Annotated in this window: 12 protein-coding genes and 1 tRNA gene; 3 read left to right on the plus strand and 10 right to left on the minus strand. The window is 65.3% G+C overall.

Annotated elements, in window-relative coordinates; all coding sequences use genetic code 11:
- Positions 1–316: 316 nt before the first annotated feature.
- The 7 genes from A39O_RS36450 to A39O_RS0109285 form a co-directional block, all read right to left on the minus strand.
- Complete coding sequence (locus A39O_RS36450) at positions 317–2,851, minus strand: NAD-dependent epimerase/dehydratase family protein (protein ID WP_020504379.1); 2,535 nt, start codon at positions 2,849–2,851, stop codon at positions 317–319.
- A 195-nt stretch (positions 2,852–3,046) separates the two neighbouring features.
- Positions 3,047–3,877: an alpha/beta fold hydrolase gene (locus A39O_RS36455; RefSeq protein WP_020504380.1), complete on the minus strand. Its 831-nt coding sequence runs from the start codon at positions 3,875–3,877 to the stop codon at positions 3,047–3,049.
- Positions 3,878–3,893: 16 nt separating this feature from the next.
- Positions 3,894–5,510 (minus strand): alkaline phosphatase family protein, encoded by a 1,617-nt coding sequence (locus tag A39O_RS0109265; protein WP_040527583.1) that lies wholly within the window; start codon positions 5,508–5,510, stop codon positions 3,894–3,896.
- Between the two features lie 90 nt (positions 5,511–5,600).
- On the minus strand, positions 5,601–5,882 hold the full coding sequence (locus tag A39O_RS32850) for an acyl carrier protein (RefSeq protein ID WP_020504382.1): 282 nt from the start codon (positions 5,880–5,882) through the stop codon (positions 5,601–5,603).
- A 9-nt stretch (positions 5,883–5,891) separates the two neighbouring features.
- Positions 5,892–10,820: a type I polyketide synthase gene (locus A39O_RS32855; RefSeq protein WP_020504383.1), complete on the minus strand. Its 4,929-nt coding sequence runs from the start codon at positions 10,818–10,820 to the stop codon at positions 5,892–5,894.
- Between the two features lie 2 nt (positions 10,821–10,822).
- Positions 10,823–18,499, minus strand: a complete 7,677-nt coding sequence (locus A39O_RS32860; RefSeq protein WP_169338429.1) for a type I polyketide synthase — start codon at positions 18,497–18,499, stop codon at positions 10,823–10,825.
- Between the two features lie 242 nt (positions 18,500–18,741).
- Complete coding sequence (locus tag A39O_RS0109285; protein WP_211211560.1) at positions 18,742–19,359, minus strand: sulfotransferase family protein; 618 nt, start codon at positions 19,357–19,359, stop codon at positions 18,742–18,744.
- A 376-nt stretch (positions 19,360–19,735) separates the two neighbouring features.
- Here A39O_RS0109285 and A39O_RS0109290 point away from each other — a divergent pair.
- Together A39O_RS0109290 and A39O_RS38165 are read left to right on the plus strand one after the other, a co-directional pair.
- Positions 19,736–19,825: transfer RNA gene (locus A39O_RS0109290), tRNA-Ser, on the plus strand.
- A 186-nt stretch (positions 19,826–20,011) separates the two neighbouring features.
- The gene (locus A39O_RS38165) at positions 20,012–20,266 is read left to right on the plus strand and encodes a VF530 family protein (RefSeq protein WP_083924604.1); all 255 of its coding nucleotides are present in this window, start codon (positions 20,012–20,014) and stop codon (positions 20,264–20,266) included.
- Between the two features lie 717 nt (positions 20,267–20,983).
- On the opposite strand, the gene A39O_RS0109295 is transcribed toward A39O_RS38165, so the two are convergent.
- Both A39O_RS0109295 and A39O_RS0109300 read right to left on the minus strand, forming a co-directional pair.
- Positions 20,984–23,107: a polysaccharide deacetylase family protein gene (locus tag A39O_RS0109295; protein WP_040527584.1), complete on the minus strand. Its 2,124-nt coding sequence runs from the start codon at positions 23,105–23,107 to the stop codon at positions 20,984–20,986.
- A gap of 288 nt (positions 23,108–23,395) precedes the next feature.
- Positions 23,396–24,934 carry a linear amide C-N hydrolase gene (locus A39O_RS0109300; protein ID WP_157639901.1) on the minus strand — a complete coding sequence of 513 codons (1,539 nt, stop codon included), beginning with the start codon at positions 24,932–24,934 and terminating at the stop codon, positions 23,396–23,398.
- A gap of 474 nt (positions 24,935–25,408) precedes the next feature.
- On the opposite strand from A39O_RS0109300, the gene moaE reads away from it, so the two are divergent.
- Entirely contained in the window at positions 25,409–25,864 is a 456-nt protein-coding gene (gene moaE, locus A39O_RS0109305) for a molybdopterin synthase catalytic subunit MoaE (protein WP_026199272.1), read from the plus strand.
- A gap of 85 nt (positions 25,865–25,949) precedes the next feature.
- On the opposite strand, the gene A39O_RS0109310 is transcribed toward moaE, so the two are convergent.
- Complete coding sequence (locus tag A39O_RS0109310; protein ID WP_020504389.1) at positions 25,950–26,348, minus strand: hypothetical protein; 399 nt, start codon at positions 26,346–26,348, stop codon at positions 25,950–25,952.

The raw sequence follows: 26,348 nt of genomic DNA on the forward strand, positions 1-26,348 counted from the left end.
TTGCGAGGAGATTGTGACGGCCGATCCGCCGCAGCGCTCGGAGATCGCGCGGCGGGCCTTGATCGTAAACCCGGCTAGCGGAATGCGTAGTCAGGGCTTCCAGCCCTGACGGAGTCAGGCCAGGATGGCCTGACTCCGTACCTGGCGAGTCCAGTGGCCGGATTCTTGGTCGAGGCTGCGCGGCGGGTATGTCGGGGACACTGGCATCCGCTTGACTGATGCTTGCAAGTAAATGAATTTTTTCCGCTTATCCTAAGTTTTTTTCACACGCATTGATGAGCGGCTGCGCCACAGCAGGGATCGTTGCCGGCTCGCCCTACCCCGGCTGGGCAAAAAATCCCATCTGCCCCGGAGCGGACCCTGGTACGGGCAGATCGCCGTCGGCCTGGGCAGCTTCAATGATCTCACGCAACCCCTCGTAGATCGGGATGCTGGGATAGAAGCCCAGATCCCGCTTGCCCCTGGAAATGTCGTACTGCTGGACATAGCGGCTCCATATCCGGGTCTGATCGGGAACCATATCCGCGCCCGTGGCCGAACCGCTCGCGATCCGCGTCACGCGCCCGACGGTGCGGTAGGTCACCACGTCGGGACCCGCCACGTTGAAGCTCCCGTCCTTGGCACGTTCTTCGAAACAGGCACGCAGAATCGCCTCCACGGCGTCGCGAACATGGACGAACTGGCGCTGCTGCTCACCCTGGCGGCCCTGGCCGAAGCTCGGACCTAGCGCCACCGTACGCACCATACGGTCGAAGAGCGGATCCCCGATTCCATAGACCAGCGCAAAGCGCAGGATCACGTGGTCGTAGCCGCCGCGTTTGGCGTAGAAGCGGACCAGGTTCTCACCTGCGATCTTGGACATGCCGTAATCGGCCAGATCATGCCCGCCATCAACACGCAGGGCGTGAGACTCATGGATCGGCCAGTCCTTAGGGCTGAATTGGTTCTGGTAGACCGCAACCGAGCTGAAATAGACAAAACGCTCCAGCGTGGCCGAACCCTCGCATGCGCGCAGGAGGTCGTGCGTTCCCTGCACATTGGTCTTGCGCAGATCGGGCACCGTGCAGGAGCCCGCCAGCCGCGCGGCCATATGCAGCACGATCCGTGCCCCGTCGATCAACCGCGCGAGCGCGTCGCAATCGTCCAGCCCGCCGATGACCGCCTCGATCTGCGCGTTCTCGGGCAGGGCGCCCTCCGTGCCGGGCACGACCAGCGCACGGATGCGATAGCCTTTCTCCAAGAGCCTTGGCAACAGGTGCTTGCCGATATAGCCGGTGCAGCCGGTGATTGCGAAATCCACCCGCGAGGTGCTCGCTGCCGGCACATCGCTGTCAGCTCCCGGCGCCGGGCCTGCCGCGGCCACGGTATAGGACTCGTGGCCGGCATTTCCGAGGTACACCTCGGTCCCGCCATCGGGATTCTCGTGATAGATCCAACGGCTGGCGAGACGCGCGGGGCTTGGCCCACCGAACGGATTGGCTGTGCCCAGGCACAGCCCCTCGGGGGTCGACACCATGGTTCTCCCTCCATAGTTGTAGGGGTTGTTCATGCCGTTCAGCGTGACCGGTACCCAGGACACGCCATCCTTCGTGCGCCACAGCTCGAACCCGCCGCCGACTTCGGCCAACTGCTCGAACCCGATCCCGTTGAACAACCGCCGAGCGGTGGGCGAGGGACGGTGGGCGTATTGCAGGAACACGCTCCAGTCGAAGGTGGAAACGTAAATCCAGCCGTCATGGACGCACATCCGCCAGGTATAGCCGGAGAAGATGTTGTCAAACCCCGGTCCCATTCCCGATAACGGATACTTGATTCCATCGGGTGTCTCCCTCGGCATACCCACCAGCAGGTCCCAACTGTCGTCGGGCCAGATGCGGATAATCTCCCCGGCGCCCGGGCCGACCAGGTTCGTGCGATCATAGCCGCCATTCTGGATCGAGCTGCCGACGTAAAGAGCACCGTTGAACTCGCACATGCCCATCGCGATCTCGGACAGCGGTCCGCGATGGGCGCCGCGGTCGATCACCTTGCGCCATTGCAGCGGACCGTCACCGCAGGGCGGCGTCGTCCAGATCTGGTAGCCCTCGAAATGGTTGAAGGTCCCGGCGTAGAGCTGGCCATTGGCCTTAGCCATCATGAAGATGCCGTTGTTGTTGGGATCACCGAAGCCCAGGTCGCAAGCCACCTCCCACCTCCCTGGCTGGGGGTCCTTCGAGCGCATCAGCACGGCCGTTCGGTTCGAGTTGAACTGGATACCCTCCCCCGCCGGCGGCGCATAGAGGTAGCCGTCGAAGGATACGAGCTCGCGGAAGGTCGAGATGCGCTCGTTACCGATCCCCGGCTCAGTGGCCGGCTCGAAGGTCAGTCCGTCCTCGGAGCGCAGCACATGCGCCGCGCAGCCCCGCAGTACCGTGGACATCGTGGAGACATAGAGCGTGGGCTTAGTATCGGATTCGCCCTGAAACACGGTCATGCCCCGATAGCCCAGATCGCGCGGTGCAGGCTCGCCCTGCTTACCCGGGATCATCGGCGAGCGGTAGGCCAGCTCCCACTTGTCCTCTCCCGGGGTCCAGCGCCAGATCTGACCCTGCATGTCCAGATCCTGCACTTTTGCTGGAACATCCACCGGCCAGGGCTCCAGCGCGGGCGGGTCGATCGGCGGGAATAGCTTCAGCAGCTTGAAGGAGTTACGGGTCATCCCGCAGTAGAGACGCCCCTCATAATAGGTCATGCCATGGACATAGGCATTATCGGGGTCGCCCACGCCGTTCTTGGCGAGCTGCCGAAAATGACCGCTGGTCAACCCAACGCCCGCGCCCGAGCGGCCCTGCGCGATTTGCTCTTCAGTCATCGTGTGGACCCTAGGCGCGATCAATCGATTCAACGCTGTCTTCTGCTTGCAATACGACGGATGGAAGTCCACCCGACCCCATTGGACTCGGAATGGCTTGGGACAGTCGATTGGGAAAAGACCGATCGCCGGTCAAGATACGATTTGTCAACACACGCCATCTCCGTGACCGAGCCGCCCGCTTGGGCCGGAGGTCTAGTGGTCGGCAAGAAAGCCGTCGATATGCTCTACCAACAGCATGGGTTGGAGCAGGGGGAACAGATGGCCGGCATTGGCAATGGTCCTGCTGGTCAGGGACGGCATCAGCGTCTCGAGCGCAAGGAGGGTCGGCAGGAACCTCGAGCGTCGACCGAAGAGCGCGAATGAGGGCATCGCAATTGCCGCGATCTCCGTTCTCCCGAGACCCGTCCCGTCGGGCAGATCGCAAGTCGCGCTCGTCTGCTCGACCAGTTGACGCCACTTCTTCAACCGCCGGGAATCACCAGCAATGTCGGGAGGCCCGAGCAGGCTCATCAACGGCGCGGCAGCCCCATCGCGCTCGCGATGCTCGATCAGCTCCTCGATAAATCCGTACGCGACGCGCGGCAGCTGGTCATATTCCTTCAGACCCGCCGCGGCAAGTCGACCCCGCTGGGCCTGCCAAAACGCCTTCCCGATCTGCTGCAACGAGGGCACCCAGGCATCGACGAGGCTCAGAGTCGCACCACGATGCGGATGCCGCGCAGCACACGCCAGCGTCACGGCCCCGCCGAAGCTGTGACCGACCAGGTGCGCCCGGGCGATACCGAGGTGATCGAGCAGCGCGATGAGATCGTCCGCAAGATCGATCGCCCGATAACCGGTTGGCATACACTCGGTATGTCCATGGCCACGCAGGTCATACACCGTCACCCGAAAGCGCTTGGCCAGCATCGGCGCAACGGTGAGGTACCAGAACGCCAGGTTGCAGAACAGGCCGTGCACCAGGACCAGGTCCGGCCCTTGACCGATCTGCTGGTAATGGACGGAAATGCCGTTGATGCGCACACGAGGCATGGTCGGATCACAGATAACCCAACGCCTTCAACCGCTCGCGGATCTGTGCCTCGGCCTCCGGCGACAGGGTCTCCAGGTCCCCCTGGGCGTCGACCCGCCCGATCGCTTCCCCTTCCGCGAAGCGCACCGGGTGCGCATCGAGATGGCCCGACTCGTAGATCGACTCCGGCACTCTGCCCTCGAGCTCGGGTGAGAGCGGCAATCCCAGGCTGTAGAGCAGGATCGGCGTGATGTCGTTGATCGACAGCGGCTCGACCCGGGCATTGCACCGAAGGCCTGGTCCCGCTGCGATGAAGATGCCGTCGGGATGATGGGTGGCATAGGGCATCGGACGCGGCTTGATCGACGCGTCGGCCCGCAGCACGGACAGGAATCCGAGATCCGCCAACACAATCGTGAGGTCCGGCGCCTGCTCACCACTGATCCCCGGGAAAACCTCGTCCCGGGTCATAACGCGGGTGATCATGCGCTCTCCGGTCTGCGGATCGCGGACCTCGAGCAGCTTGCGCACCAGCGCGTCGCGGAATTGCGGATACTCGTCGGCGGTGACTCCCGGCTCGCCGGGTCCACGCGCCTTGCGGATATGAATGGCGTTGCTGCTGGAGCTGAAGGCAAAGGCCTTGGTCTGCGACCAATCGAAGAGGGTGCCCACCTCCGTATTCTCATCCAAGGCGACGCGGGAATCGCTGTCGATGGGCGCGTCATCACGCCAGCGCAGGTAACCGTTTTCCGCCAGCCAGGTGTTGGCGTAGAAGATCCTGTCGCCGGCGAGCGCAAAGCCGTGATCGGATGCGACCACGATGGTCGCTTCCGGCCCCGCGGCGGCGATCATTTCCCCGATAAACCCATCGAGTTCGCGGTAGTACTGCAACGCCAGATCACGCGCCCGAAGCGATGCCGGCGACCCGTAACGGCCCGCGGTCTGCTTGTCGATCAGGTGATAGCATAGGTGCTGGATACGATCCGTTCCGTCGTACAGCACCGCGGTCAGCTCGGCCGGCTCCTCCTCCATCAGGAACTTGAGGATTTCGAACCAGCGACGCTCGCGCACCAGGTGGAACTGCACCCAGTCCTCCAGGTTGTCCTCCGCGAGCCCCTGAACGGCCTGGCGCTCCTGCTGCCAGTCCGTCGCCAGCTCTTTGGCGTTGAACCCCTGTCTCTCCCTGATGCGCGCATACAGCTCCCGCGGATACACCGCCCGCGCCAGATAGCTCCAGGGAACATAGCCGGGGATGATATTGGCACCTTCGAGCCTGGGGGCTGGAAACATCATCGGGAAATTGAGACAGGTCACCTTGCACCCCTGGCGTGTCGCCATAGACCACAGGGTCTCACACTTGACGTCCGATGCGTTGGCGAGCGTGTAGCTCGGCGGATCGGTGGTGCAGTCGACCCTGATGAAGTCGTATACGCCATGATTGCCCGGCGTGCGGCCGGTCATCAGTGTCGTCCACGCCGGCGGCGTCAATGGATGTGCCGTCGACACCAAGGGTGCCCGCACACCACGCTTGATCAGGTGGTTCAGATTGGGCATGACTCCGTCGCCCATCAGGGGATCGAGCAGGGCGAAGGTCCCCCCGTCGACACCGATGAGCACTGTCTTGCTGGACTTGCATGAAGACATCGCTATTCCTCTCGCGTTACCCTGAACATCGCGCCGGGAGCGCGCTCCTCATCCCCGTCTCCCGCTGGGAGATGGCCGGGGTGAGGGCATCTAGCGCAACGCCTCGATCGACTGCACCAAATCGCCGACCTTCATGTCTTTCAGTTGCGTGCCGTCGGTACGCAGCTGATTGAACAACCGGTCACCCAGCCCGAGTTGCTGTTGCAGCTCGGCGATGAGATAGACGAGACTGATGGACTCCATTCCGAGGTCGACCAGCCGGGTGTCAGCGGAGATCTCGCCGGGATCCCAATCCTCCGCCACGTCTTCGATCAGTGCACGAATTGCCGCGAACACCTCGCCCGCACCCAGTGAATCGTCTTGCTCTACCATGATGAAACGTTAAACCCCCGCAAACAGAACAGCAAACGCCAGCACCCGCGAGGCATCCATGTCGCGAGTCAGTACCGTTGGTGCGGCGGCGCCACGCCGCTCCAGCTCGGCCTTCAGCTCGCCGTGCAGATCGACCTCGACCCGCCCGGACCCGGCGTCTATCGCGCGCACTTCCACCTCCCGCAGCAGATTGCCCAGACCCCGGTGCAACGCCTTCGCGACCGCCTCTTTCGCACACCAGCAGGTGATCATAACGCGCTCAGGTTGCCGCTGTGCTGAAATCAGGGCTCGCTCTGCCGGGGAGAACGCGGTCTCGGTGAAGCCATCGGGCTTGGACTCGACCCCCTCGATGTCAATGCCGACGCCGAGACAGGCATCGGCCTCGCCGGCGAGGGCCACGGCGGTGCGAGCGGCGTGGGCGATGGAGAGATGCGGCGGCGCGCCCGATGCCGCATGCGGGTCCCAGGCAACGAATGGGTGTCCGTCCTCGCCGATGACCACCTCGATCTCCGCCGCAGCGGGCATCGAAGCCATGCGCCGACCCATCAGGACGCGAGCGGCATCCTTGGCGCAGACCCGCCCGAGCAGCCACTCGATGCGGCGCTTGACGGCCGCATCGGCCATCGCCTGCCAGGTGGAGCGCTCGCTGCGCCCGAGCACCAGATGCGCAAGCACGCGCAGCCAGATCTGGCCACTGGAGGTCAGGATCTCGTGGGGCAAGTCGTCGAGCACCACGAGGCTCAACCGCGCCGCCCCGACCTCACCGCCGAGCAGGTCGGGTCTGGGCTCGGCCAGCAATTGAGAGGCCGGCTGACACCGCAGGCGGAAGAAGCGGGTCGGCAGGTCGAAACGCTTGTCCCACCAGCCGCCGATGCGCTGCTGCAGAGTGCCGTCGGCGCGGATCAGCTCGATATCCGATCTCACCTCGGTGTCGCCGACCAGCGTGATCCTGGCCCGGCAACGTGCCCGCTCGCCGGGTGCCAGATTGGGTCCGTAGATCTGCAGCGACTCCATGCGGAACGGAAAGACGTGAAACCCCCGCGGGAGATGATCCGCCGTCCACATGCCGATGAGCTGCCCGGCCGCGTCCAGGGTGATGGCGTCGGTCTGGAGCACCGGCGCCGCGGTGGATCGGAACAGACGGCCGTGGTCCAGCCCCAGGAAGGTGCCCTCGCTGCCATCCTCGCCCCACAGATCCATCGAGGCGATCGCCCGCAGGCGTGGGCCGTGGAACATGATCTCCCGGTAGACGTCCTCCGGGCGCCAGCGCGACGGACGCTCGGCGCGAAACGGCAGCGCATCCGCGACCGGGGGGGGCGGGCGCTCCGCGGCGAGCAGGATATCGGCTTCGATGATCGTGACCGGCGGCAGGCGCGGGTCGCGGGCCGGACCTGGCGGTTGCCGAAGGGTGACACGGACCACCTGCGCCCCGGGGATCGGCTCGGCATGCAGCAGGAGCTCGATCTCGCCGCGATCCAGGGCGATCCACTGATAGGCCCGGACCTCGCGCATCCCGACCACGACCAACCCGGGCATCAGGGCCGCAGCTGCCTCCGCCATCAGCTCCATGCTGAATGTAAGTGGCACCACGGGCAGCGCGCCAAGCTCGGGATCAGCGGACGAGATGTCGCGGCCGATGGTATGGTCGGCGAGGTACAGGCTCTCGCCCAGATCGATCCTGACCCGGCTGGAAAGACGCACCCCCGGCACCAGCTCGTCGATGGGACCGAGCATGGGCCAGGCGGACGCCGCGTCGGGCGGGCGCTGGTCCGCGAGATCGGCTGCGGCGCCGTTCTGCCCCAGGTAGGTCTCCATGATGCGCTGCTGGCAGCGCAGGAAGCTTCCCATAGTGCCGAACCAGGTGTCGAGGACCTCGGCGCCCGCGTCGGACTCCGCCACCGCAGGCAACGCGCCATGCTCCACCCCGACCCCAGTGGCCAGCTCCGCAAGCCGGGGCATTTCGCGCAGCTCGGCGCGTGCGGCAGGCTCGGCAGGGGCTTGCGGCTGGGCGGGCCGGGCCGGCGCTCGCTCCCGGGCCGAGCGCGATAGACGCAGCGGCTGCAACCCGGTCCTGATCGGAACCGAGCGGCGGACCGACCTCTCGCCGGCGACAGCCGCCTCTTGCGGGTACAGAACCGCCAGGTCCATCGGCACGCCTTGTGCCGCGAGCTGCGCCAACAAATGCAGGAACTGGGTCACGCCGTGCTGATGCTCCAGGTCGCTCGGCAACGCAAGGTGTGGCCTGCCCTTGAGCACGTCATCGACGAAGGCCGTGAGATTGTTGCGGGGTCCGCACTCGACGAAGAGACGCACCCCATCGGCATACATGCGCTCGATGCTCTCACGGAAACGCACGCGCCCCGCCCACTGCCCGATCGCCAGGCGCCGGATCTCGGCCGGATCGTCCGGCATCGGTGCAGCGGTCAGGCATGAGTAGATCGGCGTGCTGGGTGTCGCGATGTCCAGGCGCTCGAAGAATATGCCCAGTCCATCACAGAAGGGTTGAAACGCCGGGGTATGGTAGGCACGATCGAACGGCAACGGGGTTGACATCCCACCCAGATCATCCAGTTGTCCCCGCAACCAGGCCGCCGCCGCGTCGGTCAACGCGCATACGACCTGCTGGTGTGGGCAGTTGTCCATCGCCCAGTGCAGGTCGTCGCGCGCCGCCACCAACCCGGCGATCGTTTCGGGCTCGAGTCCCGCCACGCCGATCAGGCGGCCCCGCGCCACCAGCCCGCGCTGCTCAAGCTGCTCGTAATGGAGATTGAGCGCCAGGATGTCGTCGAGCAGCCTCTGCTCGTTGTCGTATCGGTTGGCACCGGCCGCGTACAGCGCCGAGTACTCGCCGGTACTGTGCCCGAGCATGGCGGCCGGCCGGATTGCCAGGGCCTCGAGCAGGCTGTACATCGCCTGGTTGGCCGCAAATACCGCCTCCGGACCGATGTCCATGCGCCACAGTGCACCGTCATCCATCCTGTCGCCGCCTTCACCCGCGGGGGCGGGCGGCGGAAAGATGACCTCGCTCGGCAACAGGCTGCGCGGATGATCGCGCAGCGCCCGGTCGATGCGGTCGAACCAGGCACGAGCCGGCGGAAAATGCAGGCACAGCCCGGCCAACATATTGCGGTACTGGGAGCCCTCGCCCGGAAAGAGGAAGGCGATCTTACCCTCCGGATAAAGCGGCTCGGCGAAGAAATAGATCCCATCGCGGGATCGGAACCGCCCGCAGCCCTGGTCGGCCAGCTTGGCGGCGGCGCGCTCCAGCTTCGCTGCGGCCTCGGCACGACCGGCAGCGACCACGGCGAGCCGCCACGGCTGCGCGCCGAGCCTTGTACAGAGCCGCCGGGCATCGGCGTACAGCGACCCGTCGCCGTCGGCAGCGAGCGCCGCGGCCTCGGCGCGTACGCGCTCGACCAGCTCCGCGCGCGAGGCGGCCTCGACCACCAGCAGCTCACTCGGCCGCGGCCAATCGAGCGGATCGGTCACGGATTCGGGACCCTGGTATTCCTCCAGGATGAGGTGCGCGTTGATTCCGCCGAACCCGAAGGCGTTGACGCCGGCGCGCCGCGGGGTGGTGCCGCCATGAATCCAGGGCCGCGTCTGGGCGCTGATGTAGAACGCAGAGCCGTCGAGCGCGAGTTCCGGATTCGGATGCTCGCAGTGCAGGGTCGGCGGCAGGGTCTTGTGGTGCAGCGACAGGGCGGTCTTGATGATCGCGGCCGCCCCCGCAGCTGGCAGACAGTGTCCGATCATCGACTTCACGGTGCCCAGGGCGCACCAGGGCCGTCCGCACTCGGGTGATCCGAAGACCTCTTTGAGCGCCGCCACCTCGGTTGCGTCACCGACCGTGGTCCCGGTGCCGTGGGCCTCGATCAGACCGACGCTGCGCGGATCGATGCCGGCGGCCTCATAGGCGCGGCGAAGCGCTAGCGTCTCGCCCTCGAGCCGCGGTGCAAGCAGCCCCATGGCCCGGCCGTCGCTGGCGATACCGACCGACTTCAACAGCGCATAGATCCGATCGCCGGCACGCCGGGCATCGCCGAGCCGCTTGAGGATCAGTATCCCCAGGCCCTCCGCGAGCAGGGTCCCGTCGGCGTCGCGGTCGAAGGGGCGAATCTCACCGCGTCGCGATATCGCCCCGAGCTGGCAGAAGATCTGGTAGATCGGCGGCGGCGTCGATGCATGGACGCCACCGACCACCGCCAGATCACAGCGACCGGCCCGCAGGTCGTCCATCCCGCGGCCGGTGGCGATCAGCGACGACGCGCAGGCCGCGTCGATAATGTAGTTGACGCCCTGGAAATTCAGCCGGTTGGCGACCCGGCCGGTGACCAGGTTCGGGATCAGTCCAGCGATCATCTCGGGATTGAACGGCGGCAGGTTGGCCTTCAGCTCCGCCTTGATCGCCGCGAGATCCTCCTCGCTGTGCTCGGGATGCAGGGTACGCAGGACATCGAGCACCCGGTCGATCACGACCCCGTGCTGCACCACGGTCGTGAAACCACGGTTGATATAGGTGCCGCGACCGAGCACGATCTCGACCCGATCACCCGGCAGCGGCGCCTGGAAAAAAGCCGCATCCTCCAGGGCCCGGTGCACCAGGTCCAGCGCCAGGAACTGGTCCGGCTCGCCGCCGTCGATCGAGCTGGGCACGACACCGTACTTCAGCGGATCGAAGCGTGCCAGGTCGCCGAGGAAACCGCCTTTCTTCGTATAGATACGGTCGTTGGCATTCGACTCCGGATCGTAGTAGAGATCGGCCCCCCATTCCGGCGGCGGCAATCCGACCAGGTCCCGGCCCCCGACGATGTTCTGCCAATAGGCACGCCGATCGGCCGAGCCCGGGAAGATACAGTCCATCCCGACGATCGCGATGTCTTCCTGAAGGGCCTCCCGGCCAGTGCCGCCGGCCGGGGGTTGCGACGAGTGCGCCATGCTCAGTGTGCCGCCGTCTCGGACGGTGTCGGATCGCACGCCGCGGTGTGCACCGCTGCTTCATCGCGCCAGGGCCCATCGCCCCAGACCACCTCCGCATCGCCCTTGGAGCCGAAGCGCAGCTCCCGGTCGAATCCCTCGCGGCCGAGCTGTGGCGGCACCGCCACGACCCCCAGGCGGGCGAACTGCTGTTTGATCTCCGGCGAGACCATGCCGGTCTTGTCCCACGGACCCCAGCTCAAGGCCACCACCCGCGACGGCCAGCGGCGGTCCAGCTCCAGGGCGAGCTTGCTCAGGATCTCGTTGGCTGCGCCATAGTCGCTCTGACCACGGTTGCCGAAACGTCCCGCGACCGAGGTGAAGAACGCGAGGAACGCGAGGGTCTCCGGGCGTAGGCGGCGACTCAGCACGAAGCCGCTCGCGACCTTGGTATCGACCACCCGGTCGAACGATTCCCCGGTCTTGTCGCCGATGCGCTTGTCCTCGACGATGCCTGCCCCGTGGACCACGCCGTCGATGCGCCCAAAGCGTTCGTAGAGTGCATCGATGAGCCCCCCGAATGCCGCCTCGTCGCGCACATCCACGGATCGATACTCGACCTCGGCACCGGCAGCGCGACAGGCATCCAAACTGGCGCGGATCTCGCGCGCCTTTTGGATGCGCCGAAACTCGGACTCGATCCGGGCCAGCTGCACCGCGGCCCCGCTGCGCCGCAACCGCTCGGCAAGCCTGGCCTTGAGTTCGCGCGCGTCGGTGATCCCCCGGATATCGTCCGCCTCGCTGTCCGGCAGCGGTGAACTGCCGCACAGGATCAGCTTCGGGCGATAGAGCCGCGCCAGTTCCTGGGCGATCTCCGCGGTGATGCCGCGGGCACCGCCGGTGATCAGAATCACCGATCCGGCATCCAGGAGAATCTGCGGCGTCCCGCCGCCGAGTGGGGCATAGCGGGCAGGAAAGCAAAGACGCCGGCCGGCCTGATAACCGATCTCCACCGGGCCGCCGTCGGGGACCGCTTCGACGAGCAGGCGCTCTGCGATCTCAACAGGGGTTGCGGTCTCCCCAAAGTCCACACACCGGCAATGGGCGGACGGCCATTCCTTCACCAGCGTCTTCAACAGGCCGCCGGGGCCGGCGTGATCGACACGCAACCCGGCACCAGGGTTGCCGATTCCGAGATCGCCGCCCAACCTGACCGCCGCCACGACGACGCACCCGCGATCCCCGCCCAGCTCCGGATCGAAGACCATCGCCAGATTGAACAGGCTCTTGGTCCCGATGCGCACCGTCTGCAGCCACTGGGCCAACGTCAGCTCATCGAAAGCGGGCGCCGGGCGCAGCGGCAGGCAGTGGAAGATCCCCGCCAGCGCGGCCGCTGCCGGCAGCGACTCGCGCAGCCCCTGCACCGCGTGCGAATCGGTCAGGTCGAGGCACCGCACCCCGTCCCCGGCGGCACCGGCGGGACCATGGCGCAGCAGGATCGGCTCCGCCCCATGCTCGCGCAGGCGATCCACGAGGCGTTGCGCAACCCCCTCTTCGTCGTCCGTGACCAGATAGATCGCCCCCCTGTCGCAGACGAAGGGCACGCTGCTGTGCGGCAGCGGAGCCGGCTCGATCAGGAAACGCGGCAGCTCCGGGAGGGCGGTCCGCGGCCCGGCCTGCGCCGGCACGGCCGCAGTCCCTCCCAACAGGCCAGGCGCCGGACTGGATGCCGCTGCCGGCGCCTGCACGGCGCCGCCCAGCGTCGCGAAGCGATCGATGATGCCGCGCAGGGTGCGCTCATGGACCGCCTGCTCCACCACCGCGCGCACCGTCGCGTCCCCCCCATCGGGGAACAGCCGCTTGCGGAAGGCACCGAGGATCTCGGTGCGCTTGATCGAGTCGATCCCCAGGTCCGCCTCGACGTTCAGGTCCAGATCCAGCATCTCCGGCGGATACCCGGTGCGCTCGCCGACCAGTTCGAGCAGCGCCGTGCGCAGGGCCTCTGCATCCAAGGCCCCAGAGGGCTGGGCGGGCTGCGCCGGCGGGGCCGTTGCGGCACCTGCCAGCGTCGCGAAGCGATCGATGATGCCGCGCAGGGTACGCTCCTGGGCCGCCTGCTCCACTACCCCACGCACGGTCGCGTCCCCCCCATCGGGGAACAGCCGCTTGCGGAAGGCCCCGAGGATCTCGGTGCGCTTGATCGAGTCGATCCCCAGGTCGGCCTCGATGTTCAGGTCCAGGTCCAGCATCTCCGGCGGATACCCGGTACGCTCGCCCACCAGCTCCAGCAGCACCGTGCGCAGAGCGCCTTCATCCAGACCCGAAGATGGTTGGGGTGGCTCCGCCGGCGCAGGGGGGCTTGCCGGAGCGACAGTGGATGCAGGCGCCTGGCCTCCGGGCGCCTGGTCCGCGAATACCGCCGGGGTCTGGGGTGCGGGCGTCGCCACCGCGGCCGACGCGAGGACACCCGGGTGCTCCAAAGACAGGGTTGCCCCGGGCGCAGCGGCGGCGCGATGCCCGCGCCCCTGCAGATAGGTGAGCATGACCCGGGTCTGGGTCTCCAGAAACTGGTTGTTCAGGCGCAGGTACTGGGCCATCACCTGATCGGAAGACGCGGGGAGTCCCGCAGCGGCGACCGGCGGCGGCGCGGCCGGCGCAGGGGCGGCGGGCGGCGCGACCGCAGGCTGCTCGGGTGCGCTGGTCGCCGCCACCGGCGCAGCCAGTGTGGCAGGCGGCGGCTGCCGCTTCGACACCCGCGGCTCGGCCCGCGGCCGGACGTAGCCTCCGTTCACCAACCAGGTGCTCGGGCTCGGCGCGGGGCCCTGGGCCGCCTCAGCCAACCGGTTGATATCGATGGACTTCGCGTTCCGGTTGGCGAAGAGTCGCGCCAGGCTCAGATCGACACCTGCCGCGGCGAGCTGGCCGAGCAGGTGCATCAACTGGACGAGCCCCGAGCGCTGTGGCGAGTCGGACGCCAGCGCCATGTGGGGGCGGTCACCGAGGATGCGCCCCACCAGTTTGGTCAGCACGCCGTGGGGACCGACCTCAACGAAGAGCCGGGCGCCATCCTCGTACATCGCGCCGATCTGATCGACGAAATTGACCGGACTGACCAGGTGCCGCGACAGCAGTGCGAGCACCTCTGCCGGCTGCTGGGGATAGCGGGCGGCGGTCACGTTGGAGTACACAGGCAGCGCGGGCGGGTGCATCTGCACGCGTGCGAGTTCGGCGGACAGCCGCTCGCTGGCCGGTGCCACACAAGGGGAATGGAAGCCACAGGCCACCGGTATCCGCCGCACCGACAGGTCCGCCCGCTCCAGCACATCAATTGCCGCGGTGACTCCCGCGGAGGTGCCCGCAATGACCGTGAGGTCCGGCGCGTTGCGGTTGGCGACCCGGACCTCGGAGTTGCCCTCGAGCAGGGCCGCCACTGTGTCGGCGCCGGCGGAGACCGATGCCATGGTGCCGAGGTCCTCGCCCGCTGCCTCGACGATACAGCGGCCGCGCAGCTCCGACAGCCGCAGCAGGGTCGGCCGGTCGATCACGCCGGCCCGGTGCAGGGCGACATACTCGCCGTAGCTGTGGCCCGCCACCATCGCCGGCGCGAGCCCGAACGACTCCAGAAGCCCCAGCATCGCGAGACTGGCCGCACCGATCGCCGGCTGGGCGATCTCGGTGCGGGTCAGCTCCGCGCGCTGCGCCTCGGCGTCGGCGTCCGTGAAGGCGTGGGGCGGAAAGACCCGATCAGTGAGCCTCCCATCCAGCACATCGGCCAGCACGGCGTCGGCCTCGGCGAAGGTAGCGCGCACCTGTGCGAAATAGAGGGCCAGATCCCGCAGCATGCTCGGATACTGAGAGCCCTGGCCCGGGAACAGGAAGGCAATCGGGGCATCGCCGAGGGACTCGCCGGCGCCGAAGAACACCCCGCGGGGATCGATCATCTGCACTGCGGCCCCCGCCGGGACGCCTTGATCGCTACCCAGCCAGCGCGCGGCAGTCGCAAGGCGCTCGCGCAGCTCGGTGCCCCCCCCGGCGACGATCGCGAGACGGGCCGGGGCGCGGGGGTCGAAGCGTTCCACCAGGCTGAGGCCGAGATCGGCCAGGGACAGGCCGGCGGCCTCGGGCAGTTGGGCGGCGATCACCTCGACGGCACGTGCCAGCTCGGACCGGGAGCCGGCGCTGAGCACCAAGAGTTCGACGGGCCAGTGCGCCCGCAGCGATTCGATATCCGCGGCGGCGAAGGCGCCGCGATACTCCTCGAGCACCGCATGGAAGTTGGTGCCGCCGAAACCGAATGCGCTGACACCGGCACGCCGCGGCTGGCCGTCGGGGCGTGCGATCCAGGGTCGGCTCTCACCGAGCACGTAGAAGGGACTGTCGGCCGCGGCCAGGACCGGATTCGGACGCTCCACATTGAGCGTCGACGGCAGCACCTGATGACGCAATGCCAGCGCCATCTTGATCAGGCCGGCCGTACCGGCAGCGGCCTTGGTGTGGCCGATCATCGACTTGACCGAGCCCAGGCCGCACGACTTCGCGGTCGCCCGGGCCTCGGAGAAGACCTCGGACAGGGTCTCGACCTCCGCCTGATCCCCCGCCGAGGTCCCGGTGCCGTGCGCCTCGATCAGACCGACGCTCGCCGGGTCGATCCCCGATCTGCCGTAGGCTCGCCGCAGCGCCAGCGCCTGGCCCTGCGGCCGGGGCGCGGTGAGGCTCTTGTCACGACCGTCGCTGGAGCCCGCCGTCCCCTGGATCAGGGCATGGATCCGGGCCCCCTCCCGCTCGGCGTCTGCCAACCGCCGCAGCACGACGACGGAGACGCCCTCGCTGATCGCGATGCCGTCGGCATCGGCATCGAATGTCCGGCAGCGTCCGCGCGGAGAAAGGGCGCGGGTCTTCGAGAACGCCAGGAAATCGAAAGGGTTCTGGAATGAGTCCGCACCACCGACGATGACCATGTCGCTGCTGCCGGTCTCAAGCTCGCGCACGGCGAGGGTCACGGCGGCGAGGGACGACCCGCAGGCGGCATCGACCGTGAAGTTGACGCCGCCGAGGTCGAAGCGGTTGGCGACCCGCCCGGCGGTGATGTTGAGCAGGACCCCGGGGAAGGAATCCTCGGTCCATTCCGGCAACTGCTCCAGTATCCAATCCGGGACCTCGCCGATCAGCGACGGCAGCGACGAGCGCACCGCGTAACGCTGACCCAGGGCCCCGGTGCCGCCGCCGACACCGATGATCACCGATGTGCGTTGGCGAAGCTGCGCATCGGCGATGACACCGTTCGGGTAGCCCGCATCTTCGAGGGCCGCCCGCACCGTTTCGAGGACCAGCAGGTGCAGCGGCTCGATGGACCGCAATGAGTTGGGGGGAATGCCGTAGCGCAGGGGATCGAAGGGGTAGTCTTCGATGAAGCCGCCCCACTTCGAGTAGACCTTGTCGCGGGCGCCGGGGTCCGGGTCGTAATAGCGCTGCCAGTCCCAGCGGTCCTCCGGGACCTCCTGGATTGCATCGACGCCGTCGAGGATGTTCTCCCAATAGCTGCCGAGATCCGGCGCCTTCGGCAGGATGCAGCCCATACCGACGATGGCGATCCGGGCCGGGCTCGGCACCACCTGGGGCAGCCCGTCCTGCAGCCCGCCGAGGGCCTCCAGATAGCGCGTACCGCCCTCGCACAGGTCCTCGTGCAGCTCGGTGATCGTCGTGACCCGGTCGCGGATCCCGGCGATCTGCCCGATCATGTAGAGGCCCTCGGCGCGTTGGTAGTCGGTGTCCACCGGGCTGAGCCTGGCGGCACCGGCTACCTTACCGTAATCCGGGTTGCGGACGACACCCTTGGAGGCGATGCGCAGGCGCCCGACGTTGAATTCCTCGAGCCGGTCGCGGACCTCCTCCGGCGCCGCACCCGCGGCGGCGAGGCGCTCCTTCTCCTGGCTAAACGCCGCGGCGAACGACGTCTCGGCGCATCGAGTCACGTGACCGGGGCCGGATTCGAGCTCGATCGTGCTGTGGCACTCGCGCATGACCGACTGGAAGTCCGGGACCACGGCCCCGGTCTCGACCGCCTCACGGGTGAAGATGTAGGCGCTGCCGATCAGCACGCCGATTCGGCAGCCACGCTCGGCGAGACCGGCCGCCAACACCGACACCATCGCCGCCGAGCGCGCATCGTGTATACCTCCGGCAAACAGCACATGGCAGCGGTTGGCCTCCGATGGCGGGAGCGCATCCAGCAGCACCGCGATCATCTCCTCCCACAGCACGAAGCTCGAACGGGGGCCCACATGTCCCCCGCATTCGCGCCCCTCGAAGATGAACCGCCGCGCGCCGGCGTCCAGGAACAGACGCAGCAGCCCCGGAGAGGGGACATGCAGGTAAGTCGGGATCCCCTCCGCCTCCAGTGCCATGGCCTGCTCTGGCCGGCCGCCGGCGATGAGGGCGAAGTCCGGCCGCGCACGGCGAATCAGGGCAACCTGTTCCTCCCGCAGGTCCTGCTGGACGAACCCGAGGATACCGACGCCCCATGGACGACCGGCGACCGCGTCGCGCGTCGCATTCAGCAACGGCTCGGCCTCGGCCGCGCGCATCAGTGCCAACGCCAGGAACGGCAACCCACCCCCTTCGGCCACCCGCGCCGCGAAGTCCGGCCGGTCACTCACCCGTGTCATCGGGCCTTGCACGATGGGGTATCGTGTACGATGGGATTGGGCAAGGGGTGAGCCCGCTGCCAATGGCCGCAGGCGCACAGCGGCATCGACATGGTGCACGAGTGCCTGGATCAGCGCCTCCGTGACGCCATACACAGTTCGATACTTGGTTGCCAGGCGCGCCGCGAAACACGCATCCTGACCGATTGGCCAGACGCTACGCGCAGGGGTATAGGGATCGACCGCGGCGCGCTGCGCCGCCCGCCACGCTCGGCGGGCAACCGCAGGATCTTCGGCGACGCAGAGTTCGGCCGCCGTCGCGATCAGCTGCTGCGTTTCCTCATGGCCACGACGCTGAACGAAACGAAACCCCTCGCCGCCCAGGTTGACGCAGAAGGTCTCGGAGCCGTCCATGCGCTGGAGCATTTGCCGAGCCGGCTCAGGCAGCACGGACTCCCGGACCAGCGCGAGCTCGTGATCGAGGACCACCCCGGCGGCACCGGCCGCATAGGCCGCGCCGACCGTGTGTAGACCGATTCCACCCTGAACATGAACCGGCAACGGCGAGGCCGCCGCCAGCCGCTGAAGGAGGATGAAGGCAGTCTCGCTGCCGACGCGACCGCCCGCCTCGTTCCCCTTGGCGATCAGCCCGTCGATGCCGACCGCGGCACCGAGTGCCGCCTCTGCGCCACAGGTTACCTCCAGGAAGATACGCAACCCCGAGTCGGAGCCGGCACGCAACCTCTGGATCAGACCCCGCAACCGGTCATCATCGGCCATCGTCAGGATCACCAGCCCGAGACGCCCGCGCAACGTATCGGTCATGCGGGCAAAGATCCGCTCTTGGTCACCCGCAACCTTGATCCCGATCGGACCAGGTGCAAAGCCCGCGAGCCGCTCGAGGGCAGCCCAGGTGCCGGGGTGATCCGGATCGGCGAACTCCAGATTGAGGACACCGGAGTGGCCCGCCCGGCTCGCCGCGATGGCGATGGCCGGATCCAGACAATATGCCGGCGTCAATGCGGTAATCGAGAAGGACAGGCTTCTAGCTTTCATAGCTTGGGCGTCGAGACCCGGAAGATTGTTGATCCATAACCTGACCATGCTTGGTCTCTTTCGATACCAACCATTCAGGGCTTCCGCTGAAACCCATGTGGCGCGTAAGCGCTACGGGATCAACCGTGGTTGTTAGGTGCCGGGGACGAACCGCCAGAGAGGAAACTGGCCATCGGCTCAGGGTGACTGCCTCACGACCGAGCCGACGTCCCCGCGCCACTGACGGTCGCTCTGTGTTCAGGTTAGGCCAAAGACGCCGCCCGTTGCCGGTACAGGATCGGTTCCACCGCGCTGGCCATCGCTTGCAGGTCCATGCCTCCCCCCAGAAATTCGTCCAGCCGACCAGCGATGGTCAGTGTATCTTTCATCACATCATCGTAGCGGACATTGAGCACCGAGAAGCGCTCTTGCCGGCTCAGCCAGTCGTCAATCGCTCGCAGGTGCGCCTCGAATAGCGGGATCATCTCCTCTGGGGGCGCCGAGCTATCGGGGGCCGTCCCCCGCCGCTCCATCATCACATTCTGAGAAGCCAATACCTCCCGCAGATCACGTCGCATGAATACGACACGATACTCGTAGCCAGCCGGCAGTTCCCGCAGGAGCAGATAGATGATTTTGACGACTGCCCCCCGGGCGCCGGACAGCCAGCCGGAGTCTTCCTTGAGATGCTTGACAGCTTCGAGCTCGTAATAACCGTTGGGGTTGTCCGAGTCTCTCTCCCGAATATTGTCGATGAGGACAGGCAAGCCACCCGCCTCGAGCATTCGCATCATCATCGAGGTGCCGGAACGCGGAAGGCCTGATACGACGGTGATGAAGTCACGACGTCCTTGCCCTTGAATCGTGTGGAACTTATTCACTGAATCGGGTCTCCGACAACGCCACGGACCCGCCCCCTAAGCAGCAACCGACTATTCAAGGAAGAAATAGGGATAGGAAAACCAGACGCACGATCACTTTAAAACGCCCGCCCCAACCCTTGGCTAGAGTTTATCATTGATGAGCGGCGGGCGGCAAGCGCCTCATGCGGGCGGCAGCCCTGAAACATGGCCGCGCGACCGCAGTCACGGTCGATGCACGGGGCGCGCGCCTGACCAAGGCGACCCCATCGCCTTCATCCGCGCCTCCTGCGCCGCCCTCCGGCTCGACCCCGCGCGGATGCGAAGACATGGACAAGAACACCCCACACGGATAAGATGGACAACTCGCTGCAACTTGTGTGGCGCCCCAGTCCCAGGAGAGGTGCCGGAGTGGCCGATCGGGCCTGACTCGAAATCAGGTGTACGCGCGAGCGTACCGTGGGTTCGAATCCCACCCTCTCCGCCAATCAAAGATCTTAAGCCGCCGCCGTCGCAGGATCGCCTGACCCCTCGCATCGCCCGCGGCGTCAGGTAGGCACCGAGCCGCGCCGGCGCCAGGACACTCAAACACCTCGTCCAGATGAATCGCGTGGTCGTCGTAATGGGCCTTCAGTGTCCACGCAGTTCCGATCAATCAGGATGCATGTGAACCATGACCGGCGAACAACCGAAGAATCCATTACACGGGGTTAGCCTGGAACGTGTTGTCCTGACGCTTGTCGATTATTACGGCTGGGATGGGCTCGCTGACAAGATCAGCATCAATTGTTTCAAAAACGAGCCGTCGGTGAAATCCAGTTTGAAATTCCTGCGCAGAACCCCCTGGGCTCGTGCGCAAGTGGAGAATTTGTATATTTCCACATTGCCGCGTCTGCTTCGACAATCATCATCGGGACGAGTTCGCTGATAAGTCAGACATGCCCATTAGGGGACACCTTTGCTGTCTCGGACGTTGTCGTTGTCGTTGTCGTAATCGCGTTGTTGATCCCGCGAGGATGCGCTGGCCCCGTGCGTGACGACCGAAGCCTTTCAAACTCTTAGCAGCCTGGTACGCCCAGGCGGCCTCGATCATCGTCCCGACCAATGCCGAAGCCTCGCACACCGGTGGTCGAGGCTTCCTGGGCCATGTAAATACGATATCGACCGACTAAAGCTTCGACTTCCGGCTATCTTGTGGCCGGAAAAATAATCAAAGCCGGTGCCCGGTCGCAGCGGCGCGCACGGACCTGATCGTCCATCTGGGAACCAGCGCACGCTGTCCCGGCCGCAGCGAACGGCGGCGACTGTTCAACCGGGTCTGTTCGATGGCCTCAATGCGATACCACAAAAAAAACCTGGAAACGATGCGAACGGTCGAATGACTGGCATCCGCGGCAGTCAACTGACCCCATGTATTCTTAGCTTTCACGAAGGATGGTCTCCGAAAAGCGATTGCCCTGTGGTGCGCCGAGGGTGCGAGCCCGGTACAGGACCGGGCTGCGCCCCGCGGCCGTTGGTGTCTTCCTCACAGACCGTCGTGTTGGGGCGGGTTTGAAACCCGCCCCTACCTCCGGTTATCACGTATGCCGGCGATAATGCGGGTAGGATAATCCGTATCAAGCTTCTCGGATATAGGTGAGATTCCTCAGGGCAGCCGGATACGCTCCAAGGCCCCCCTGGACAGGTTGCCGCGTCGATCCTCCGCTTCGATGTAGTAACGCACGTCGCCAACACCGATCGGCAGGTCGGCGGTCAGGTAGTCCGCGGTCACCGTGGCCCCGGTTTCGCACGGATAGGGGCCGTGGTTGTCCATCGTCAGGCGTTGTTCCCCGGCCGGGGTGCGCAGCACCAGTTCGACCCGTTTCAGCCCTGAGACATCGGCGACAAAGGTGTGCGCGACGCCCTGGCGCGACGCATCGAGCAGGCATCCCTGCCCCCAGCGCTTGCCGCCCGGATTCTCCGGCGTCACCCAGGGTGCGAAGATGGTGGGCCCAAGACGATCTTGCCCGGCCGCGATCAGCGCGTCGAGCGCCGGCTTGAGCAGCCGAAGCCCCAGGTTGGCCGCGTTGGTGACCTGCTGGTCCCAGAGGTACTGACCGGTCCAGTACCAATAACAACTGGTTTCGGCGGTCAACAGCAGACGGATAGCCTCGGCCAGTTCCGGATGATCGGGCGCGTTGTCTTCCAGCGTATGCACGGCATTCTGGAAGGCGGTGAGCACGGCCCAGGAGTTCAGATCAGGCGAATAGGGCTGGTCGTAGCGGCTGAACCACTTCATGAACTGCGGATCGCCGTTGTCGGCGCCGGCCCAGGAACCCGGTTCGATGTGAACCACCTGACTGGGGTCGGGCGGGAAACGCTGGAGATAATCCTCGGTAGTGGTCAGTTCGAAGCGGCTGTCCTGCTGCAGCCACTCGACCAGCCGACCGGTGTTGTGCCCATAGTAGCTGTCCGCACCGCCGCCGTGATTGTCGCCGTCCGAATGCAGCAGGAAGAACGGCGGATGCGCGGGATCGTAGCTGCCGGTTTCGACGATCCGCTCGTAAACCTGGCCCAGCACATCCGCATACTGCAGTGCACCGAAGCCGCCGCGCGCGTCCTCGTTGCCGATATAGCGCTCGGCCGGAACGGCAATGATGGTGTGAAGCTTGCCGTCCGGGTCTTCGTAGCCCACGTATTCGGGCCGCAACAGGCGCGGTGAGATTTTCGATCCGGCCCAGATATTCTGCAATTGCACCCAGTCATCCACCGGCGGATTGGTCTGTTCGGCCGCGTTCGGCGGCAACATACCCTCGCCGAGGCCGGCATAGGGGTAATCGCGACAGGCGCGAAAGCGGTGAATCGAGTCATAGATCACCGCCGTCACACCGGCCTCGATCAGCGCCGGAATCATGCGCACGTGAAACGCGGTTTCCGGCGGAAACAGCACGCGCGAGGCCTCGACACCGAACGCCCGCTGGATCACATCGCGGTGCCAGGCGATCTGCCGAACGATGTCCTGCGCCGGAATCAGCGGCATCAGCGGATGGAAAAAACCGAAGGCTGAAAAAGCGACACGCGGGTTGCCGAGTTCGGTTCTGAGCTCGCCCATCCGGCGCAGGGCATGGTTCCAGCCGGAGAAACGGCCGCCGCAAAATCCCTCGTCGCCGCAGCGATCAAGTTGCTCGATCAGTGAGCCGCTCCAACTCGTCGACAACCCCGCATGCGGCAGTTGGCCGTCACTGTATTGCTGCACGGCGGTGGGAATGAAATCGGTATAGTTGCCGCCGCGTGAGCCGAAAATTCCGTCTTTCTCGCCATCCCAGTAGTATCGGTCGGTGGTATTGTAATAGGGCTGGTGCATGTGCTTGTGGATACCGAAGTAGAGCTTCACTTCGGCACCGCCGGATACCGCAACGCGGGCTTCGGCTTTCACTCGTTGGGGATGAATCAGATGCACATCCCGATCATTCTTGATCCAGTCTTCGCCCTGCGCATGAGCGATGTCGGCCTGGCGACAGCCTTCGATCTGGACGCTGATGCGGTGGCCCGCAATGCTCCCCACCGGCACGGCAGCGACATAGGTCCATTCGCCGGAAGCGGCCTGGCTGGACCGAATGGCGTCGCCATTGAGCAGTGTCTGCATCCCCGGTGCACGCAGGATGACTTGCGGAAAGGGAATCTCGCCATCCGCGGTGAATCGGACGTCGAACGCCGGATGCATGCCGTCGGGCGCGCAGTGAAGCTCCTGCGGACAGTCAATGAGCAAAAATCGGGTAAATATCCCCATCGATCACACCTCGCCATCGGGTTGGTCAGTCAAGGCAACGAACGTCGGCCGATCACCCCGCCTGAAACGAGGGAGCATAGTACAAGATGCTCCGCTTGAGAACGAAGGACAGGAAATTTCCCGGGCCGGTCGAGACCGGCCGGCAGCAATCGTGATCATCGTTCCGGCCGCCCGAAGACCGGAGGCCGAGGCTTTAGTCGGTCGACATCGCGGCTGCGTGGCCTCCGGTGCACGACGCCAGGGCACTGGCAGGAACGATGGTCAAGGCCGTCCGCTAACCCCGCGTGATCAGTCCTCCTGATTCTTGAAATCCTCATAATCGCCGATTACAAAGACCAGTTTCTGGCGATCAGCCAAGAACATTTCAGTGCTCGAGACGCCGTAACCCGCATAGATCTTGGTACCAAACTGATTCTCTGCACTGACCGGCAGCCGCTCGAGATCGACCATAAAGGTCTCGCTGGCAAGTGCTCCGGTGTAGACGGGCGAGAGGGAACCATCGGTCACCGACGTCCAACCGTCGCTCAACCACTGGTAGACCTCCTGGTATGGGGTTACCGCATAGATGAACATGCTTCCAGTCCGCATGTCCGGCGGCAGCTTGAGCAGATCCTCGGCGGACATCGACACAGTGACACTCAGCACCTTCGGGCCTGACTCGGTCCCGTCCCACTCCAGACGAGCGGCAGTCAAGAGCGCGGTGACATCCTGGCTGAACTGGTATTTGTCATAGTAGGCATCACCAGGTTTCGGGTCTGCGAGTATCGCGTTCTTTGATAGACCAGCCGTATCAAAACGAATTTCGCTAAGATCGATCAGGCGGAAGCTCTGGTTGTTCTGACCTTTAAAGTAGAGCTTTTTCTGCTTGTGGTCGCGAATCAACGTCGGACCGGTGTAATCATCGCCGAAGTCGGGGGTTACGTCGGTTCCATGAACCACGTCGACGTTGTTGATCAGATGAACTGCAACCTGGAGGTAATCCTTATTCCGCAGCGTCGCGAACTCCCGCAGCTTGGCAAGTTTCGTAAAACGCGATATCGGTCCGGAGTCAGCTTTGAGACCCGTCATCTCGTTTTTCGGATTGGCGTTCTTGATCTCCGGTTTCGCCAGTTCCTTGAGCATATCAGGCCATGGCGGCTCATTGGTCAGCACGCCGATCTTGTCGATTTGGTCACCCCAATAAATATTCTGCTTTCCCTCAACCCACTCGATCAGCAGCGATTTACCGGCGCTATCATGAACGATGACGTGCACCGGCACCGCTTTTGTAATAGGCCACACGCCCCCTATCTTCACGAAGTCGGGGCTTGCCGAATTCGTGAGTGCGTTATTCACTTCGGCAACGGTCTTGAAATTCCCCAGAATGTAATTGACCGTATCGAGCCACAGAAGCTGTTCGGGGCCGCTGGTCCAGCGGGGATAGCTCGAGCCATCCAACCATAGAAAAGCCGCGGACAGACCATATTCGTTCAGCCCGTCCAGCATATAGGGTCCCCCAATCCCCGGAACCTTCTTGATCCACTCAAGAGCGGTCATGCCGACGAAGCCATACCAATTACTCCAGGTCTTGCCGGTCCACAGCCCAAATCTGGACTTCCACTCCACCCCTCGCTCAAACGCCTTCAAGGCAACCTCCCAGCCTTGGTCGACATTGGGAAAATCCAGTGTCCGCGCCGACACGACCGGCGACTGGACGCCATTGACTGGGAGGATAATTTCCGAGCAGGCTTGGCTATCGGTCACCCAGAGCCCTGAAGCGGACAACACCGTGGCCATCACGGCTTTTCTCAAGAATGCGTGAGCGCTTGTGCGGTTACTGCTGATCATGTCGTTCTCCGATGCAGATGTGAAGCGCCTGACCTCGACCGTCATCGCATAACGATCTATTCAAGTCGCCGCCGATGACCTTGTCTCAGAAAGGCGTTATTGCCGTTGTACCTGATATTCAGACCCGGCCCTGGCCCTAGGGGGAGGGTCTGAAACCCGCGCCTACATCCGGATATCGCGTGCGACGCCTCGATCCGGCTGGCTCACAACGCACTCCACAAGCGCAGTACCGAACCGAGTCGTTCCGTGTTGTGACGCCTTCGCCTCGATCACTGACGGCAGAAGCCACACACTGAGAGTCAACCGAGGCAAGTCTAGACCTCGGCCGAACGCCGCGACGAGAACCAGGTTACACTTTGAATTGACGCACCGAACGCGTACCCGCTGTGACTTGCTGGAGCGAGAATCGACGCTGAGTCGCCGCTTCGTCGTTATCCTGGCGAGCCGTAGAGAGGCGATAGGCATGCGATGGCCATGATCAGTATCCAAGTCCAACAACAGCCCTTTCAGATCGCCGCCGAACAGGAAGCCCTGTGGCGCGGCAAGCCGCAGGTGGGGGCCTTGGTCACCTTTGTCGGTCTGATGCGGGACATCAACGTAGATCGCGAGGTCAGCGCCATGACCCTCGAACACTATCCCGGCATGACCGAGAAAGCCCTGGAGGCCATCGCCGCGGAGGCCGCCGCACGCTGGGACTTGCTGGGTCTGCGGATCGTCCATCGCGTCGGCCTGCTGACGCCACAGGAGCCGATCGTGTTCGTCGGGGTGGTGAGCCGACACCGCACCGAGGCCTTTCGCGCCTGCGAGTTCCTGATCGATTATCTGAAAACCAGGGCACCGTTCTGGAAGAAGGAGACGACCCCCGACGGCGAGCGCTGGGTGGAGGCGCGGGCGACCGACGAGGCCGCGGCGGGGCGCTGGTCACCTTAAACCGGGCCAGCTCCAGCAATCGTCGCGTCTGCCGGGGCCAGTCTCATCCAAAAACATCGCACACCGCGCTGGGCGCGGTTTAGCCTCATTCGGCGCCGACCGGCAGCCGGTGGGCTGAGGCCGGCTCCAGAATCATCCGCTCCACGTCCGCGAGCCGAATCTCCCGGCCGTCCAGGGTGCGGAACCCGCGACCCTCGATGGTGCGGCGGCGCGCCTCATAGCGGGTGACGGCCCCGGTGTTGGCGTTCACGACCTCGACCGCCAGCACGGCATTCCCGGTCTCCCACTGCCAAAACAGGTACCAACCCGAACCCGCCAGCATGAGGCCGAGCAGCGCATAAGCGACCGTGCGGACCAAACCGGCAGACAGCAGCAACGGCGGAGCGGTCGGTGCCCCGGCTCGGCCCGCTGCGCGCCATCTGGTGCGAACGACCAGATAGGCGCCAAGCATCACGACAATCGTCAGCAGGAATTTCCAGATCAT

Source organism: Lamprocystis purpurea DSM 4197, assembly GCF_000379525.1.
GTDB classification, from domain to species: Bacteria; Pseudomonadota; Gammaproteobacteria; order Chromatiales; family Chromatiaceae; genus Thiodictyon; species Thiodictyon purpureum.